We start from the raw sequence: 16,437 nt of genomic DNA, 5'->3' as shown, positions 1-16,437 counted from the left end.
ACACGCATGAGCACGGTATTTCGAACCGAACAGGACAGCATGGGCGAGCTGAAGGTCCCCGTCGATGCGCTGTACGCGGCCCAGACCCAGCGCGCGGTGGAAAACTTTCCGGTCAGCGGACTGACCCTGCCGCCGGCCTTCATCCGCGCGGTAGCGCTGATCAAGCAATGCGCGGCGGAGGTGAACGCCCAGCTGGGCATGCTGGATCCGCAGATCGCCGACGCCATCCAGTCGGCCGCCGCCGAGATCGTCGAGGGACATCATCTCGACCAGTTTCCGGTCGATGTCTTCCAGACCGGCTCCGGCACCAGCACCAACATGAACGCCAATGAGGTCATCGCGACGCTGGCCACCCGGGTTTCCGGACGGCCGGTCAGCGCCAACGACCACGTCAACATGGGCCAGAGCAGCAACGACACCATCCCCACCGCCATTCACCTGAGCGCCGCCCTGGAATGCAAGGGCAAACTGCTGCCGGCGCTGGATACCCTCGCCGATGCGCTGGAAACCCGGGCGCGCACGCTGGACGACGCGGTGAAGACCGGCCGCACGCACCTGATGGACGCCATGCCCATCACGCTCGGCCAGGAACTCGACGGCTGGGCCTTCCAGGTCCGCAACGGCAGCGCGCGCATCGAGTCGGCCCTGACCCGCATCCACAAGCTGGCCCAGGGCGGCACGGCGGTCGGCACCGGCATCAACGCGCACCCGGAATTCGCCCGGCGCATCGCCGCGGCGCTCAGCCAGAAGACCGGCATCGCGCTGGCGCCGAACGAGAACTTCTTCGAGAGCCTGAGCGCCCAAGACGCGGCGGTGGAGCTGTCCGGCCAGCTCAAGACCGTGGCCGTGAGCCTGATGAAGATCGCCAATGACCTGCGCTGGATGAATTCCGGCCCGCTGGCGGGGCTCGGCGAGATCGAGCTGCCGGCATTGCAACCGGGCAGTTCCATCATGCCCGGCAAGGTCAACCCGGTGATCCCGGAATCGGTCGGCATGGTCGCCGCCCAGGTCATCGGCAACGATGCCACCATCACGGTAGCCGGCCAGTCGGGCGCGTTCCAGCTCAACGTGATGCTGCCGGTGATCGTCTACAACCTGCTGCAGAGCATCGAGCTGCTGGCCAATGCCGCCCGCCTGCTGGCGCAGAAGGCCATCGCCAACTTCACGGTACGGACCGACAACCTGGAACGGGCGCTGGCCCTGAATCCCATCCTGGTCACCGCACTGAATCCGGTGATCGGCTATCTGGAGGCCGCCAGGATCGCCAAGACCGCCTATCAGTCGCGGCGGCCGATCATCGAGGTCGCCGCCGAGATGACCGACATTCCCCGCGCCGAGCTGGAACGGCTGCTGAACCCTAAGGCTCTCACCGCGGGTGGCATCCAGGCCGACGGATGAGCCGCACCGGCCGCTCGCGGCGCCGGCTCCCGCTGGCGCTCCTGCTCGGCGGGCTGGGCCTCCCGGCCTGCCAGGCCCCGCCCGTGATCGAGCACCAGGCCAGACTGACGGAGATCGTCCGGGTCGAACCCGGCATCCGGCTCGATCTCCGCTACGCCACCCCCCGCAACTTCACCGGCCGGCCGCTGTACCCGGTCGCCCGGGCCTACCTGCTGCCGGCAGCGGCCGCGGCCCTAGGTCGCGTGCACCGGAGCCTCGCCGCCGAGGGCTACGGCCTCTTGGTCTACGACGCCTACCGGCCCTGGCACATCACCAAGGCGCTATGGGACGCGGCGAGCGAGTCCGACCGCCGGCAGGGCTATGTCGCCGATCCGGATACCGGCTCGCGTCACAACCGCGGCTGCGCGGTGGATGTCGGTCTCTACGACCTGACGACCGGGCGGGAAGTCCCCATGCCCAGCGCCTTCGACGACTTCAGCGTGCGCGCCCATGCGGACTGGCCGGGTGCAAGCCCGGCAACCCGGCGCACCCGGGCGCTCCTGCGCCAGGCCATGGCGGCCCAGGGCTACACCGTGCTGGCCAACGAGTGGTGGCACTTCAACTACCGGGATTGCGATCGCCAGCCCCTGCTGGATATTCCCCTGACACGCGCCGGTCAGGCGTCTCCCTGAGCGGGCCGGCCGGGGTGGCGGCCGGCTGCGATTCCGTCCACGCCCGCGCCAGCCCCTCGCGGACGGTATCGACGATCGCCTGGTAATCCAGGCAACTGGTCGCCGCCAGCTCGCGGCGGAGGGCGCGCACCTCGGGCAGTCGCCGCAGCGCGGCATACAGACCGCCGAGGTAGACGAAATCCAGCCGCAGCAGCCGGGTCAGCGCCTGCACGGCATATCCCGGAATCACCTGCTGCAAGGCCTCCGGCGAGAGATGGATCCACTCGAACAGGAACTTGTTGCGGCGACCGATGCGCTGGATGCGCGCGGCCCGCACGTGCCGCTTGATGGAGGAATCGCTGTGGTCGTGGACGATGCGGCAGCCCGGCTCGAACAGGCTGCGCCAGCCGCGGCGCCAGGCCCGCAGTCCCAGGTCGATGTCCTCCCAGTAGAACGGCTGGTAGATGGGATGGAAACCGCCCAAGGCCTGGAAGCGCGACTTCCTGACCGCCATCGAGCCGCCGGAGGCGAACAGGGTCGGCACCGCCCGATCCGGCAGGCGTCCGCCCAGTTTCAGTGGCCGCAGGCGCCGGCGGCGGATCTCGTAGCCGCGCCAGGATTCGTCGGTGGGGCGCCCCTGTCCGTCGACGATCAGCGGCGCGACCGCGAACACATCCGGCACCTGCAGGTGCCGGATCAGCGGAGCGATGAAATCGGCGTCCGGCCGCACGTCGGAGTTGAGCAGCACCAGGCACTCGTTCGCCGCCGCCTCGACCCCGGAATGCACGGCCTCGGCAAAACCGCGGTTGACAGCATGCTGCACCAGCCTGACGCTGGGAAACTCGCGCGTCAGCCGCGCCACGCTGTCATCCGTCGAGCCATCGTCGACGACGATGATCTCGCAGTCGCCGGGATAGTGCGCGGCGGCGGCCAGCACGGCCGGCAGATTGGCGCCCAGCAGCCGGGCACCGTTGAAATTGGGAATGACGAGGCTGACGGCCGGCAGGATCGCATCAGGCATGGCGCGGGATTGTGCGGATATGGCAGAAGCTGGCCCCGATCAGCAGGCTGAGGGGATGAAAATGATGGCGGGCGAAAAACGGCAGGGTCAGGAAGCCCACCACCAGGAAGCCGGCCCAGGCAGCCAGCAACGCCAGGCCCCGGCGCCGCTCCGGCAATGTCCGGCTGTCGCGGATGGCGCGCGCCAGCCCCCGATAGCCCAGCGCGAAGGCGGCAAGGAGCAGCGTCAGCCCCAGCAGCCCATGGCTGTAGAGGATTTCCAGGAGGAAGTTGTGCGGGAAGACAAAATCCTGGACATGACGGAGGCTGGAATAGGCCTGGTAATCCCGGTAATAGGCGCCGAAGCCGTGGCCCAGCCACCACTGCAGCGGCGTGCTGGACAGTTGCAGGGGGATGAACTCCCGCCACAGCACCCAGCGCTCCTCCTGGTCGATATGGACGAGGAAATCGTCGATGCGATCCGCGAAGCCGAACCCGCCGGAGGCATAGAGTCCCGCCGCCAGCAGCAGGCTGAACCCGGCCAGCCGCCAGCCGAGGCGCGGTGACAGATGCGGCACCAGGGCCAGCGGCATGCAGAACAGGGCCAGGTAGCCGGGCCGCGAATGGGTCAGCAGCAGCATCGCCAGATCCACCACCAGGGCCAGCACCAGCAGCCAGCGGACCCGGGCGCGCAGGGCCAGGGCCAGACAGGCGAGCGGCGGCAGCACCAGTACCGCATAGGCCGCCATGTAGTGGATGTTGCGGTAGAGGCCGCGCGGCCCGTCGTGGTTGCCGCGGGAACCGAGCAGGTCGGCGACGCCCTGGGTGGCGACAAACACCAGCAGCAGCAGGATCACCGCCGTGCGGTGGTCGAAGCGCGCCGACACGCGCGGGGGCAGCAGGGTCATGGCCGTCGCCATCACGAGCCCGCCCAGCAGGATGGCAGGCTCGTGCCCCGGGCTCGGCTGGACCGCCATCGTCACGCCCAGCACCAGGAACACCAGTCCCGCTCCCCACAGCCAGACCAGCGGCCGCGGCAGCCGCAGCCGCAGGCGGGCCGGCTCGCCGATGCCGATCAGCAGCAGGGCGGCCGCCGTCACCTGCTGGCTCAGGACATAGGTGCCGCGGTTGGTCAGCAGCGACAGGGCAAAGCCATAGACCCCCAGCAGCAGCAGACGATTGCCGAGCGCCGTCGCGGCCGGCCGGCAGGCGGAACAGGAAAGCGGAAAACGGCTGCCGGACATGACGCGCAACGGACCCCCGGGAAAAGCCCGGCATTATACGGCCGGCCCACCGGGCGCGAGGGAAACCCAATGGCGGACCGGCTTCGCTACAATAGCCCACCCCCGTGTCGCGGCCGCCGACCCTCCGTCCCGATCCCCATGCCTGCCGATGAAGATCGCAACATGTCCGCGACAAGCGCCACATCACACCGCCCGGCCGGCTCATCCGCCGGCCGTCAGCCTCAGGGCATACCCGACATGAGCACCGACCTGGCCATCTTCTTTTCCACCTCGGGCCACAGCGGCGTCGACCGGCTGGCGCAGAATCTGGTGCCGGCCCTGGCCAGGCGCGGCTATGCCGTCGACGTGCTGAAGGTCCGCAAGCACGGCCCCTATCTGGACAGCCTGCCCGAGGGCGTGCGGGTCATCGACCTGGGCACGGCGCATACCTATTCCAGCCTGCTGCCGCTGGCCCACTACCTGCGCCGCCACCGGCCGAGGACGCTCTATTGCGACAAGGATCGCGTCAACCACACCGCGATCCTCGCCCATGCCCTGGCCGGATCGTCCAGCTACCTCGCCGTCGGCACCGGCACCACGCTGTCGATCGACTGCGCCCAGCGCGGCCTGCTGCATCGCGTCAAGACGCGGTTTTCCACCGGCCGGCTGTACCGCTATGCCGACAACGTCATCGTCACCTCCCGGGGTGTGGCGGACGACATGGCCGCCTACACGGGCCTGCCACGCCGGCACATCTCGGTCGTGCCCTGCCCGGTCGTGCCGGCCGCGGCATTCGAAGGCCGTTTCGGGACGCCCGACCACCCCTGGTTCGGCGACGGCGGACCGCCGATCATCATGGGCCTCGGCGAACTCTGTGCCCGCAAGGACTTCGTCACCCTGATCCGCGCCTTCGCCCGGCTGCGCGAGCGCCTGCCCTGCCGGCTGATGATCCTCGGCCGGGGACAGGATCGCGAACGCCTGCTGGCGACGGCGCACGCGCTCGGTGTCGCCGAGCAGCTGGCGCTGCCCGGCTTCGTCGAGGCACCCCATGCCTGGCTGGCCCAGGCCAGCCTGTTCGCCTTCACCTCGCTGCTGGAGGGGCTCGGCTTCGCCCTGATCGAGGCGCTGGCGGTCGGCATTCCCTCGGTCTCGACCGACTGCCCCAGCGGCCCGCGGGAAATCCTGCACGATGGCGACTACGGACCGCTGGTGCCGGTGGGCGATCACGAGGCGCTGGCCGCCGCCATGGCCGAGGTGCTCCGGTCGCCCCTGCCGAAGGCCAGGCTGCAAGAGGCCGCCCGGCCCTACGAGATCGAGAACGCCACCAGCGCCTACATCCAGGCACTGCATCTGGACCAACCCGCCCGCCGGCCGGAAACCTTGCCGCGTGACTGACATCGTCACGCCAAACGGGGCGCGTCGCCTCCGCATCGTGTTCTTCTCGCCCTCCTTCGGCGACGGCGGCGTCGAGCGCGACACCGTCAACCTGGCCAACGGCTTCAGCGCCCTGGGCTATCCGGTCGCCATCCTGCTGCGGCAGACCGAGGGGGCGTTCCAGTCGCAGCTTCAGTCCGGCGTCGAGCGCATTCGGCTGCCAGGCGGCCGGCCCGAAGCCAGTGGCCGGGCGCTGGCCGACTACCTCGGCGCGCATGCGGTGGCGGCCGTCATCAGCGCCAACGATGCCGACGATCGCATCGCCGTGCGCGTCAAGGCACAACTCGCGGACCGCAGCGGCGCGCGCTTCTACATCCGCGTCGGCACCGCCATCATCAGCCGCCTGCGCGAGGATCGCCTGCACTGGCTGACCGGCGGCTTCCGCCGCCGGCAACTGGTACGGCTGTTCCTGGCCTGCGACGGCGTCATTACCACGTCCACCGGCGCAGCGCGGGAAATCGTCGCGGAACTGGGCATTCCGCCGGCGCGGGTGACGGCGATACCCAACCCCACGCTCACCGCCGATGTCGAGCGGCTGGCCGCCGTCGAACCCGGACATCCCTGGTTCGCCGCCGGCCAGCCACCGGTCATCATGGCCCTGGGGCGGCTGGCGCGGGTGAAGGACTACCCGACCCTGATCCGCGCCTTCGCGCAGCTGCGCGCCGAGCGCGCCTGCCGGCTGCTGATCCTCGGCCGGGGGCGGCAGCGCGACCGGCTGCTTCAGCTGGCCACGCGGCTCGGGGTCGGCGAGGATGTCGACCTGCCGGGCTTTTTCGACAACCCTTACGCCAGCCTGCGGCGCGCCAGCCTGCTCGCTGTCAGTTCGCTGCGCGAAGGGGGACCGATCGTGCTGATCGAAGCGCTGGCGCTGGGCATCCCGGTGGTGTCCACCGACTGCCCGACCGGCCCGCGCGAGATCCTGCAGGACGGCCGCTACGGCCGGCTGGTGCCGCCGGGCGATCCGGCCGCGCTGGCCGCGGCCATGCGCGAGACGCTGGACAACCCACCGGATGCGGCCCTGCTGCGACAGGGCGCCGCACCCTATACTCAGGCCGACAGCTGCCGGCGGCACTTGCAAGCCATGGGCCTGGCACCAGTCTGAGGCGCGGCGCGGCTTGCGCCGGAAGAAGCGTGACGGTAAGGTGCGCGCTCCCCGATTCTGCCCCACGATGAAGCCTCCTTCTCCCTTGCCTGTTTCCCTGTCTGACGTTCCCGGGCGGGTCCGTGGCCTGACCCGGACGCTGTGCCTGCTGGCCCTGGGCGGACTCGTCGCCGGCCCCGTGCCGGCCGGCGCCGATACCCAGAAGCCTTCGACCGCCCGCAGCGCCAGGCAGGCGCCGGCCGTCCAGCCACGCTTCGTGGTCGTCATCGATGCCGGCCATGGCGGCAAGGATGGCGGCGCCCAGGGCCCGCGCGGCACCTTGGAGAAGGATGTCGTGCTTGCCGTGGCGCGGCGGCTGGCCAGACAGCTAAACCGCGAGCCCGGCATGCGCGGCATCCTGGTGCGCGCCGACGACCGCTTCCTCAACCTGCGCCAGCGGGCCGAGATCGCCCACCGGGCCCGTGCCGACCTGTTCGTCTCGCTGCACGCGGACGCCTATGCCGACGGCGAGGCCAGCGGTTCCTCGGTCTACATCCTGTCCGAATCGGGTGCCAGCAGCGAGGCTGCCCGCTGCCTGGCCGACCGCGAGAATGCCGGCGAGGTGGGCGGCGTCGATCTCAGCGCGCAGGACGCCGTGCTGGCCTCGGTGCTGGTGGACCTGTCCAAGAACGCCAACATCGAAGCCAGCGAACGCGCCGCCGGCCAGGTGCTGGGAGCCTTGCAGCAGGAATTCCGCCTGCACAACCCGGGCGTGCAGAAAGCCGGCTTCGCCGTGCTGAAATCGCTGGACGTGCCGTCCCTGCTGGTGGAGATGGCCTTCATCTCCAATCCCGACGAGGAAGCCCGGCTGCTGGACCCGAAGCAGCAGGAGCGCCTGGCGGGCGCGCTGTACCGGGGCATCCGCCAGCATGCCGCCACGCTCGGCCGGCTTCCCCCGGACCCCGCCGGCGCAGCAACGTCCGCCCGGCGCGACAATCCCGAACCGACCCGAACCTCGTCGATACCCTGAGCGATACCGCCACCGGATCGTCGGCGATCCGCCACGGATAGGCGCCCGGCACCGATTCGGCGATACTGCCCGCTCCGGCGGCAGGGCCGCCACCGACCTTCGAGGTGATCCATGTCGCACCGTGGTCTGCTGCTGCTTGCCGGCCTGGCCTGGCTCCTGAGCCAGACATCGGGCGCCGCCCCCCTCCCGGCCACCGCCATCCCGGACGCGCTGAAACCCTGGCAGAACTGGGTACTGTGGCCGGAGCGCAACCTCGGCTGCCCGGCGCTCACGGACCACGCCGGGATGCGGCCCTGCGTCTGGCCCGGCCGGTTGCGCCTCGATCTCGACGGACGCGGCGGGCGCTTCGAGCTGGCGCTGGCGGTCTATGCCGAGCAGCAGGTGGCGCTGCCGGGCGACACCGTGCACTGGCCCCAGGCGGCGACGGCCAACGGCCGGCCGCTGCCGGTTGTCGAGCGGGACGGCCTGCCATATGCCTCGCTGCCGCCCGGCACCCACTACCTGTCGGGTCGCTTCCGCTGGGACCGGCTGCCCCCCACCCTGGCCCTGCCGGCAGGATCGGCGCTGATCGACCTGAAAGTGCACGGGAGGCCGGTGGACTTCCCCACCCTCAACGAACAGGGCCAGCTCTGGCTCGCGCCGGCGGCGGACGAGCCGCCGGCCGCGGCCTCGGACACGCTGCATGTCGCCGTGTTCCGCCGCCTCGACGACGGCGTGCCGGTCCGGGTGCTGACCCATGTCGACCTCGATGTCGCCGGCAAAAGCCGCGAGATCGCCCTGGCCGGCGCACTGTTGCCCCAGGCCGTAGCGATGCGGCTGGACAGCCCCCTGCCCGCGCGCCTCGAGCCGGACGGTACCCTGCGGCTGCAGGTCCGGCCGGGCCGCTGGTCGCTGGAACTCCTGGCCCGCTATCCCGGCGGCATCACCGAGTTCCCGCGCGCCGCAGCCGGCGAAGCCTGGCCGGCCGAGGAAATCTGGTCCTACCGGGCCGACCGCGCCGTGCGCCTCGCCGAGGTCGCGGATGCCGCCACCGTCGATCCGCGCCAGACGCAACTGCCGGAGGACTGGCGCCACCTGCCGGCCTACCGGCTGGAAGCCGGCACGGTGCTGCGGCTGAACGTCCTGCGGCGCGGCGATCCGGAACCGGAGCCGGACCGGCTGACCCTCAGCCGCAGCCTGTGGCTGGATTTCGACGGCGGCGGCTACACGGTGGCTGACCACATCGGCGGCCAGATGACCCGGGACTGGCGCTTGAACGCCGGTGCCGGGCTGCGGCTCGGCCAGGTGCTCCTGAATGGCGAGCCGCAGCCCATCACTCTCGACCCCGCCGGCGGCGAGCACGGCGTCGAGGTCCGCCGCGGCGACCTCGACCTCCATGCCGACAGCCGCCTGCCGGCGGGCCAGGCGCTGTCGGCGACCGGCTGGCGCAAGGATTTCCGGTCGCTGCGGGCCGAGCTCAACCTGCCGCCGGGCTGGCGGCTGGTCACCGCCTGGGGCGTCGATGAGGCCCCAGGCGCCTGGATGACGGCCTGGACGCTGCTGGACTTCTTCGTCGTGCTGACCCTCGGCCTGGCGGCCGGCAAGCTGTGGGACTGGCGCGCGGGACTGCTGACCCTGTTGACCCTGACGCTGATCTGGCAGGAACCGGGGGCGCCGCGTTTCGCCTGGGTCAACCTGCTGGCCGTGGCCGGCCTGCTGCGGGTACTGCCGGCCACGGCGGCAGGCGGTGCGCGAGCGGCGACGATGCGCCGCTGGGTGCAGGGTTACCGGCTGCTGGCGGTGGTCGTGCTGGCGCTGATCGCGATCCCGTTCCTGGGCCAGCAGCTGCGCCTGGGTCTGTATCCGGCGCTGGAACATCCCTACGGCGCCCCGGGCCTGGCGACACCCGAGGTTGCCCGAGCGCAGGCTGCCGGCGAGGTGGCCTCGGCGCTGGCGGAAAACCGGGATGAAAGCATGCCGGACAGTCCGCCGGCGGCGCCGGCGATGAAGGCCGCCGGCCCGACCGCGCCGGCGCCCGAACCGGTCGCGCTGGGCGTCGACCGCATCGACCCCGATGCCCTGACCCAGACCGGACCCGGGCGGCCAGCATGGACCTGGAACCGCATCGCCCTGGTCTGGAAGGGGCCGGTCCAGCAGGACCAGAACCTGACGCTGGTGCTGGTTTCGCCGGCCATGAACCTGTTCCTCAATGGGCTGCGCGTCCTCCTGCTCGCGGCACTGGCGGCCCTGCTGATCCGTGGCGATGCGCCCTGGCCACGGTTCCGGCTGCGTGCCGGGCAGACCGCAGGACTGTTGCTGCTGATGCTGTTCCTGCCCCGGCCGCACGCCGCCGAACTGCCAACTCCGGAGCTGCTCAACGAACTGCGGAACCGGCTGACCGCCCCGCCCGCCTGCGCGCCCCGCTGCGCCGATATCCCGCGCATGACGGTGAGTACCGGGCCACGCACCCTGAACCTGCAACTCGACATCGATGTCGCCGCTCCGGTCGGCGTGCCCTTGCCGGCGCAGCCGGGGTGGTGGCTGCCATCGCAGGTGCAGGTCGACGGCAAACCCGCCACCGCCCTGCTGCGCGACGAGGAGGGGCGGCTCTGGCTGGCGCTGGAGCCGGGCCGGCACCGGGTCGCACTCGGCGGTGGCCTGCCCGCGCAGGATCAGGTCGTGCTGCCCCTGCCCCTGCGGCCGCACCGGATCGAGACAGCCGGCAGCGGCTGGCGTATCGAGGGAGTCGGTGAACACGGCGTTCCCGAGGTGCAGCTGCGCCTGCTGCGGATCACCGGGGAGACGCCGTCCTCCCTGCCGGCGCTGGCCGCAGGCGAGCCGCTGCCGGCCTTTCTGGAGGTGGAGCGAACCCTGGCGCTGGGGCTCGACTGGCGCGTCGTCACCCGGGTGCGCCGCCTGACCCCGCCCGACAGCGCGGTGACGCTGGAAATCCCCCTGTTGCCGGGGGAATCGGTGCTGACGGCCGACCTTCCGGCTGCCGGCGGCCATGTCCGCTTCAGCCTGCCCGCCGGCGAGACGGAGGGCGGCTGGACTTCGTCGCTGGCGCGACAGGCCACCCTGACGCTCGCCGCGCCGGATACCGGGCGCTGGTCCGAGGTCTGGCGCCTGGCCATCGGGCCCCGCTGGCATGTCGCCAGTTCGGGCATCGCCGTGGTCCACCATCGCGCGCCCGATGGCCACTGGCAGCCGGAATGGCGGCCCTGGCCCGGCGAGCAGGTCACGCTCGCCATCACCCAGCCGGCCGGGGCGCCCGGCGAGACCCTGACCATCGATGGCAGCGAACTGCGGCTGCGGCCGGGCAAACGGGCCACGCAAGCCTCGCTGAGCCTGAACTTCCACAGCTCGCAGGGCGGCCAGCTGCCGGTGACCCTGCCACCCGGCGCGCAGCTGCAAGCCGTGGCGATCGACGGCCTGGCCCAGCCGATCCGCCAGGACGGCCGCACCGTGCGCCTGCCGGTGCATCCGGGCCGGCAGACGGCCCGGCTCGACTGGGCCAGCCAGGATGGCATCCGCACCGTCTTCCCGGTACCGGACATTCGCCTGGGCCAGCCCAGCGTCAACGCTACCGTGCATGTCGAGATGAGCCCGGACCGTTGGATCTGGCTGCTGGGCGGGCCGCGCATGGGCCCGGCGGTGCTGTTCTGGAGCGTGCTGGCGCTGCTGGTGCTGCTGGCCTTCGGACTGTCGAGGCTGCCGCATAGCCCGGCACGCTTCGGCGAATGGGCGCTGCTGCTGGTCGGGCTGAGCCAAGCCTCGGTCAGCGGCGGCCTGGCCGTTGTCGGCTGGCTGCTGGCGCTCGCCTGGCGGGAAAGGACGCCGTTGCCGGCCGGCAGCCGTACCCTGCGGTTGACGCAGACCGGCCTGATCCTGTGGTCGCTCGTGGCGCTCGCCACACTCACCGGAGCCGTCGCCGAGGGTCTCCTGGGCCTGCCGGCCATGCAGATTGCCGGCAATCAGTCGCAGGCCCAGGATCTGGTCTGGTACCTGGATCGCAGCCCGGAAACCCTGCCGCGACCCTGGGTGCTGTCCGTACCGCTGTGGGTCTATCGCGGCCTGATGCTGGCCTGGGCCCTGTGGCTCGCCAACACCCTGCTGAAGTGGCTCCGATGGGGCTGGAACTGCCTGATGGGTGACCCCATCGCGACGGCAGAACCGTGATCCGGCCGGCGGGGCCGGAGCCGGGAGGCACGGACCAGCCATGCGGCGGCGGCTTGAAGACGGCCGCCGGCATCCCCAACCCGCCATGCCTCGGTGCCGCCTCGCCCGGCAACGTAAACTATCGCCATCCGGCCGACCGACCGACCGAGGTCCGCCAGGCCGTTCCAAGAACCCGCCGGGGGGCAGTTCCTCCGCGCCCCCCGATCGTCCAGGAGTCCAGCCGTGTCCATGTCTGCCCGTATCCCCATGATTGTCCTGCTGGCTGCCGGCATCGCCGCCTGCGCCACCAACAAGATCACCGGCCGCACGCAGGCCATGCTGGTCAGCGACGAATCGGCCGCGCAGCAATCCAGCCAGGCCTATGCCCAGCTGATCGGCGAGGCCGCGCAGAAGCGCCTGCTGGATGACGACACCTACGAGCTCAACCGCATCCAGTCGATCGCCAAACCGCTGATCCAGCAGGCGGTCAAACTGCGACCGGAAGTCCAGAACTGGCGCTGGGAGGTGCACGTCCTGAAGAGCGACGAGATCAATGCCTGGTGCATGGCCGGCGGCAAGATGGCGGTCTACACGGGGCTGTTGCAGAAGATCCAGCCGACCGACGACGAACTGGCGGCCGTCCTCGGGCATGAGATCTCGCATGCCCTGCTCTCGCACCAGGCCGAGAAACTGTCGCGGGCGCAGATGCAGAAAGCCGGGCTCACGGCGGGCGTGCTGGCGGGCGCCATGTTCGGCGTCAATCTCGGCAACCTGGCTTCCATCGCCGATTCGGTGGCCACGCTGGGTCTGCAACTGCCCAACAGCCGCGAGGCCGAGAGCGAGGCCGACCAGGTCGGCATCGAGCTGGCGGCCAGGGCCGGCTTCAATCCGAACGCGGCGGTAACCCTGTGGGAAAAGATGATCCGCTTCGGCAGCGGCGGCACGCCGGACTGGCTGAGCACCCACCCGAATCCGGAGTCGCGCATCGCCGCCATGAAAGCCCGGGCGCAACAGTTGATGCCGGTCTACGAGGCGGCCCGCCAGGGCGGCGCCAGCGCAGCGCCCACATCACCCGCGGCGGCGGTGCAGACCCGTCCGCTGAACTAGCCCGGGATCAGACCGGATCGCCCGGCCTTTCCCGGGCATTGTCGAGCAGATCGAAGAACAGCTGCTCCAGCCGGTTGGCGGCGTTGCGCAGCGCCATCACGCGGACGCCGATGGCGGCCAGCGCGTCGAACAGTGCATGCACGCCGACCTCGGTCGGCACCTCGGCCGACAGCGTGCGCTCGTCGATGCGCTCCAGCCGCATCGCCGCCAGTTCCGGCAGGACCGCGAGCGGGCGGTCCAGTTCGAGGATGTAGCGGCTGGCGTGCAGCCGTGCCAGCAGGCTGTCCATGGCGGCGTGCTCGACGATCCGCCCATGGTTGATGATGGCGATGTGGCGGCAGAGATTCTCCGCCTCCTCCAGGTAATGCGTGGTCAGGATGATGGTGGTGCCCTCGCGGTTGATGCGCGTCAGCAGCTCCCACATGGACCGGCGGATCTCGATGTCCACGCCGGCGGTCGGCTCGTCGAGGATCAGCAGGCGCGGCGAGTGCACCAGCGCCCGTGCGATCATCAGGCGCCGCTTCATGCCGCCGGACAGGGTGCGCGACACGCTGTGACGCTTGCCCCACAGTCCCAGCTGGTCCAGGCAGTTTTCCGCCCGCTCCCGCGCCTCCCGCCGGGGGATGCCCTGATAGCCGGCATGGTTGGCGACCACGCTGAGCACGGTCTCGAACTGGTTGAAGTTGACTTCCTGCGGCACCAGACCGATCAGCCGCTTGGCGGCGTCGCGCTGGCGGTCCAGATCGAGCCCGAAAATCTCCACCCGCCCCGCCGTCTTGTTGACCAGCGAGCTGATGATGCCGATGGTGGTGGACTTGCCGGCGCCGTTCGGCCCCAGCAGGGCGAAGAAATCCCCGGTGGCGACATCGAGATCGATACCTTTCAGGGCCTCCATGCCGTTGCGGTAGGTCTTGCGCAGTCCGCGCAAGGACAGGGCTTTCATCGTGGGTGTATTTCGCCGGGGGGATTTGCAACAATACTCGGGCAGCCGCCGGCGCCACGCGCACAGCGGCTTTTTTTCGCAAAGTTTAACGGATTTCCCGGCTCCGCCCGCCGGTTCCCGCAACCCGCCGCACCGCCATGACCCTGCCCAGCCAAGACAAACCCCGCCAGGTCGCCGCCGTCGACCTAGGCTCCAACAGCTTCCACATGATCGTCGCGGAACTGCGGGCCAACGAGATCGTGGTGCTCGACCGGCTGCGCGAAATGGTCCGCCTGGGCGCCGGCCTGACCCCGGACAACCAGCTCGGTGAGGACATCCAGCAACGGGCGCTGGAGTGCCTGGAACGCTTTGGTCAACGCCTGCGCCACCTGCCGCCCGGCAGCGTGCGGGCGGTGGGCACCAACACCCTGCGCGTCGCCCGCAACGCCGGGCCTTGGCTGCTGCGGGCCGAGCAGGCACTGGGCCACCCGATCGAGATCATCGCCGGCATCGAGGAGGCGCGGCTCATCTACCAGGGCGTCGCCGAGAGTCTGGCCCCCGACGGCAAGCGGCGCCTGGTGATGGACATCGGCGGCGGCAGCACCGAATACATCATCGGCGTCGACCGCACGCCGCTGCAGAAGGAAAGCCTGCGCATGGGCTGCGTCTCCATGAGCCTTGCCCACTTCGCCGACGGCCGCATCACCGCCAAGCGCTTCCGTCGCGCCGTGCTGGCGGCCGAGCGCGAGCTGGAACCGTTCCAGCATCTCTTCTGCAGCCACGAATGGGCCCAGGCCGTGGGCGCCTCCGGCACGCTCAGGACAACCCAGAAGCTGCTGCAGAACCGCGGCTGGAGCCGCGACGGCATCTCTGCCGAGGGCCTGCAACGGCTGGTCGACCTGGTGGTCGATGGCGGGCGCCTGAGCAGGACGCTGCTGCCGGACCTGGATCCCGAGCGCCACCCCAGCTTTCCCGGCGGTCTCGCCATCATCCAGGCGAGCTTCACGGCGCTGGGCATCCGGCACATGCAGATTTCCGACGGCGCCCTGCGCGAAGGCCTGCTGCACGACCTGCTGGGCCGCATCAACCATCAGGACATCCGCGAGCGCACGGTAGCGGCGCTGGCCACGCGCTACCACGTGGAAATGGAACACGCGCGGCTGATCCAGGACACGCTGGCCGACTGGCTGTCACAGCCGGAGCTGCTGCCGGAGCTGGACCGCGCCAGCGCCAGCCAGTGGCTGGACTGGGCCGCCCGGCTGCACGACATCGGCCGCGACATCGCCCACAGCGGCTATCACAAGCACGGCGCCTACATCCTCGCCAATGCCGACCTGCCGGGTTTCTCGACCCAGGATCAGCTGCTGCTGGCCACGCTGGTGCGGGCGCATCGCCGCAAGTTTCCGATCAAGCTGTTCAAGGAGCTTGCCGCACCCTGGGACGAAGCCGGCAAATGGCTGGCCGTCCTGCTGCGCCTGTCGATCCTGCTGCACCGCAGCCGCGCCCTGGTCGACCCGCCGCGCATCGGCCTGCGGATCGACAGATCCGCTGTCTGCCTGGAGTTCCCGCCCGGCTGGCTGGAGGCACACCCCCTGACCGTGGCCGATCTGGAGCAGGAGGCCACCTACCTGCAGGCCGCGGGCATCGCGCTGAGCTTCAGCTGAGGCGGCGCAGCAGGCGATACCAGACCATCCCCAGCCCCTCGTGGATGGCGTGATAGCTGTCCACCCAGGCCTGCGCATCGGGCAGGAAATCCAGCCAGTCCGACTCGACAGCACCCTCGCAGCCGGTGCCGGCCGGAATCACCTCCAGGCCCAGCCGCTCGAATTCCGGCGCGGCCCGCGGCAGATGCCAACCCTGGCTGACCAGATAGATGCGCTTCACGCCCGCCGGCTCCAGGAGTCGTGCCGCGTTGCGGGCGTTTTCCCGGGTGGTGCGGGCACGGTCCTCGACCCAGCGCACCGGCACCCCGAAATCCCTCACCAGCGTCTCGCGCATGGCCGCGGCTTCCGCCGGACGCCCCTCGGCCGCGCCACCGGTGACGAGGATGGGCAGCCCGGTATCGCGGTGCAGGCGCGCGCCGTGCCGCAACCGTTCCAGCGCCAGCGGCTTGACCGCCGGCGCGCCCCCGTATTCGGGGGCAACCTCGCGGAGGCCGCCGCCGAGTATGACGATGGCATCGGCGGGTGCCGTCACCGGACGGCAGGCGTCGGCCTGCCAGGGCGCCAGGAGCACCCTGGCGATCACCGGAATACCCAGCAGGATCAGGCCGGCGAGACTGCCCGCCAGCAGGGTCCGTCCCCAGCCGGGCCAGCGGGGCCACAATGCCAGGCCGGCCATCGCCAGCAGCGGCAGGTTGACCGGCGGCAGCCATGCCAGCCCGAGCAGCTTGCCGGCCACGAACCAGACACTATCCAGCACGCCAACCCCCGGTGCGCGGGGCATGCGCCGACGCC

12 protein-coding genes are annotated in these 16,437 nt (G+C 70.7%); 8 read left to right on the top strand and 4 right to left on the bottom strand.

Annotated elements, in window-relative coordinates; translation table 11 throughout:
- Positions 1-6 precede the first annotated feature (6 nt).
- Positions 7-1,398, top strand: a complete 1,392-nt coding sequence (locus tag ACYQ1H_RS01795) for a class II fumarate hydratase (RefSeq protein WP_460026338.1) — start codon at positions 7-9, stop codon at positions 1,396-1,398.
- On the top strand, positions 1,395-2,069 hold the full coding sequence (locus ACYQ1H_RS01790; RefSeq protein WP_460026337.1) for a M15 family metallopeptidase: 675 nt from the start codon (positions 1,395-1,397) through the stop codon (positions 2,067-2,069). Before ACYQ1H_RS01795 ends, ACYQ1H_RS01790 begins: the two co-directional genes overlap by 4 nt.
- Here ACYQ1H_RS01790 and ACYQ1H_RS01785 read toward each other — a convergent pair.
- Together ACYQ1H_RS01785 and ACYQ1H_RS01780 are read right to left on the bottom strand one after the other, a co-directional pair.
- Positions 1,996-3,069, bottom strand: a complete 1,074-nt coding sequence (locus ACYQ1H_RS01785) for a glycosyltransferase family 2 protein (RefSeq protein WP_460026336.1) — start codon at positions 3,067-3,069, stop codon at positions 1,996-1,998. The genes ACYQ1H_RS01790 and ACYQ1H_RS01785 overlap by 74 nt on opposite strands.
- Positions 3,062-4,291, bottom strand: coding sequence for an O-antigen ligase family protein (locus ACYQ1H_RS01780; protein WP_460026335.1), 1,230 nt, complete (start codon positions 4,289-4,291; stop codon positions 3,062-3,064). Before ACYQ1H_RS01780 ends, ACYQ1H_RS01785 begins: the two co-directional genes overlap by 8 nt.
- Positions 4,292-4,528: 237 nt before the next feature.
- On the opposite strand from ACYQ1H_RS01780, the gene ACYQ1H_RS01775 reads away from it, so the two are divergent.
- The 5 genes from ACYQ1H_RS01775 to ACYQ1H_RS01755 all read left to right on the top strand — a co-directional run bounded on the left by ACYQ1H_RS01775 (position 4,529) and on the right by ACYQ1H_RS01755 (position 13,059).
- Positions 4,529-5,665 carry a glycosyltransferase gene (locus ACYQ1H_RS01775; RefSeq protein ID WP_460026334.1) on the top strand — a complete coding sequence of 379 codons (1,137 nt, stop codon included), beginning with the start codon at positions 4,529-4,531 and terminating at the stop codon, positions 5,663-5,665.
- Positions 5,658-6,806, top strand: a complete 1,149-nt coding sequence (locus tag ACYQ1H_RS01770) for a glycosyltransferase (RefSeq protein ID WP_460026333.1) — start codon at positions 5,658-5,660, stop codon at positions 6,804-6,806. Before ACYQ1H_RS01775 ends, ACYQ1H_RS01770 begins: the two co-directional genes overlap by 8 nt.
- A gap of 67 nt (positions 6,807-6,873) precedes the next feature.
- Complete coding sequence (locus ACYQ1H_RS01765) at positions 6,874-7,815, top strand: N-acetylmuramoyl-L-alanine amidase family protein (RefSeq protein WP_460026332.1); 942 nt, start codon at positions 6,874-6,876, stop codon at positions 7,813-7,815.
- Between the two features lie 111 nt (positions 7,816-7,926).
- Positions 7,927-11,973, top strand: a complete 4,047-nt coding sequence (locus tag ACYQ1H_RS01760; protein ID WP_460026331.1) for a hypothetical protein — start codon at positions 7,927-7,929, stop codon at positions 11,971-11,973.
- Positions 11,974-12,201: 228 nt separating this feature from the next.
- Entirely contained in the window at positions 12,202-13,059 is an 858-nt protein-coding gene (locus tag ACYQ1H_RS01755; protein ID WP_460026398.1) for a M48 family metallopeptidase, read from the top strand.
- Between the two features lie 7 nt (positions 13,060-13,066).
- Here the strand turns inward: ACYQ1H_RS01755 and ACYQ1H_RS01750 are convergent, their stop codons facing one another.
- Entirely contained in the window at positions 13,067-14,002 is a 936-nt protein-coding gene (locus ACYQ1H_RS01750) for an ABC transporter ATP-binding protein (RefSeq protein ID WP_460026330.1), read from the bottom strand.
- Positions 14,003-14,139: 137 nt separating this feature from the next.
- Between ACYQ1H_RS01750 and ACYQ1H_RS01745 the strand changes: the two genes are divergently transcribed.
- Positions 14,140-15,645 carry a Ppx/GppA phosphatase family protein gene (locus ACYQ1H_RS01745; RefSeq protein ID WP_460026329.1) on the top strand — a complete coding sequence of 502 codons (1,506 nt, stop codon included), beginning with the start codon at positions 14,140-14,142 and terminating at the stop codon, positions 15,643-15,645.
- On the opposite strand, the gene ACYQ1H_RS01740 is transcribed toward ACYQ1H_RS01745, so the two are convergent.
- Positions 15,638-16,426, bottom strand: a complete 789-nt coding sequence (locus ACYQ1H_RS01740) for a YdcF family protein (RefSeq protein ID WP_460026328.1) — start codon at positions 16,424-16,426, stop codon at positions 15,638-15,640. The genes ACYQ1H_RS01745 and ACYQ1H_RS01740 overlap by 8 nt on opposite strands.
- Positions 16,427-16,437: the final 11 nt, after the last annotated feature.

This window comes from Methyloparacoccus murrellii (assembly GCF_054657115.1).
This window is presented reverse-complemented; position numbering and strand designations above follow the sequence as displayed.

Excerpts from the sequence above, each read along its gene's own strand:
- ACYQ1H_RS01795 (WP_460026338.1), top strand. The coding sequence starts at position 7 with ATGAGCACGGTATTTCGAACCGAACAGGACAGCATGGGCGAGCTGAAG.
- ACYQ1H_RS01790 (WP_460026337.1), top strand. The coding sequence starts at position 1,395 with ATGAGCCGCACCGGCCGCTCGCGGCGCCGGCTCCCGCTGGCGCTCCTG.
- ACYQ1H_RS01785 (WP_460026336.1), bottom strand. The coding sequence starts at position 3,069 with ATGCCTGATGCGATCCTGCCGGCCGTCAGCCTCGTCATTCCCAATTTC.
- ACYQ1H_RS01780 (WP_460026335.1), bottom strand. The coding sequence starts at position 4,291 with ATGTCCGGCAGCCGTTTTCCGCTTTCCTGTTCCGCCTGCCGGCCGGCC.
- ACYQ1H_RS01775 (WP_460026334.1), top strand. The coding sequence starts at position 4,529 with ATGAGCACCGACCTGGCCATCTTCTTTTCCACCTCGGGCCACAGCGGC.
- ACYQ1H_RS01765 (WP_460026332.1), top strand. The coding sequence starts at position 6,874 with ATGAAGCCTCCTTCTCCCTTGCCTGTTTCCCTGTCTGACGTTCCCGGG.
- ACYQ1H_RS01760 (WP_460026331.1), top strand. The coding sequence starts at position 7,927 with ATGTCGCACCGTGGTCTGCTGCTGCTTGCCGGCCTGGCCTGGCTCCTG.
- ACYQ1H_RS01755 (WP_460026398.1), top strand. The coding sequence starts at position 12,202 with ATGTCTGCCCGTATCCCCATGATTGTCCTGCTGGCTGCCGGCATCGCC.
- ACYQ1H_RS01750 (WP_460026330.1), bottom strand. The coding sequence starts at position 14,002 with ATGAAAGCCCTGTCCTTGCGCGGACTGCGCAAGACCTACCGCAACGGC.
- ACYQ1H_RS01745 (WP_460026329.1), top strand. The coding sequence starts at position 14,140 with ATGACCCTGCCCAGCCAAGACAAACCCCGCCAGGTCGCCGCCGTCGAC.
- ACYQ1H_RS01740 (WP_460026328.1), bottom strand. The coding sequence starts at position 16,426 with ATGCCCCGCGCACCGGGGGTTGGCGTGCTGGATAGTGTCTGGTTCGTG.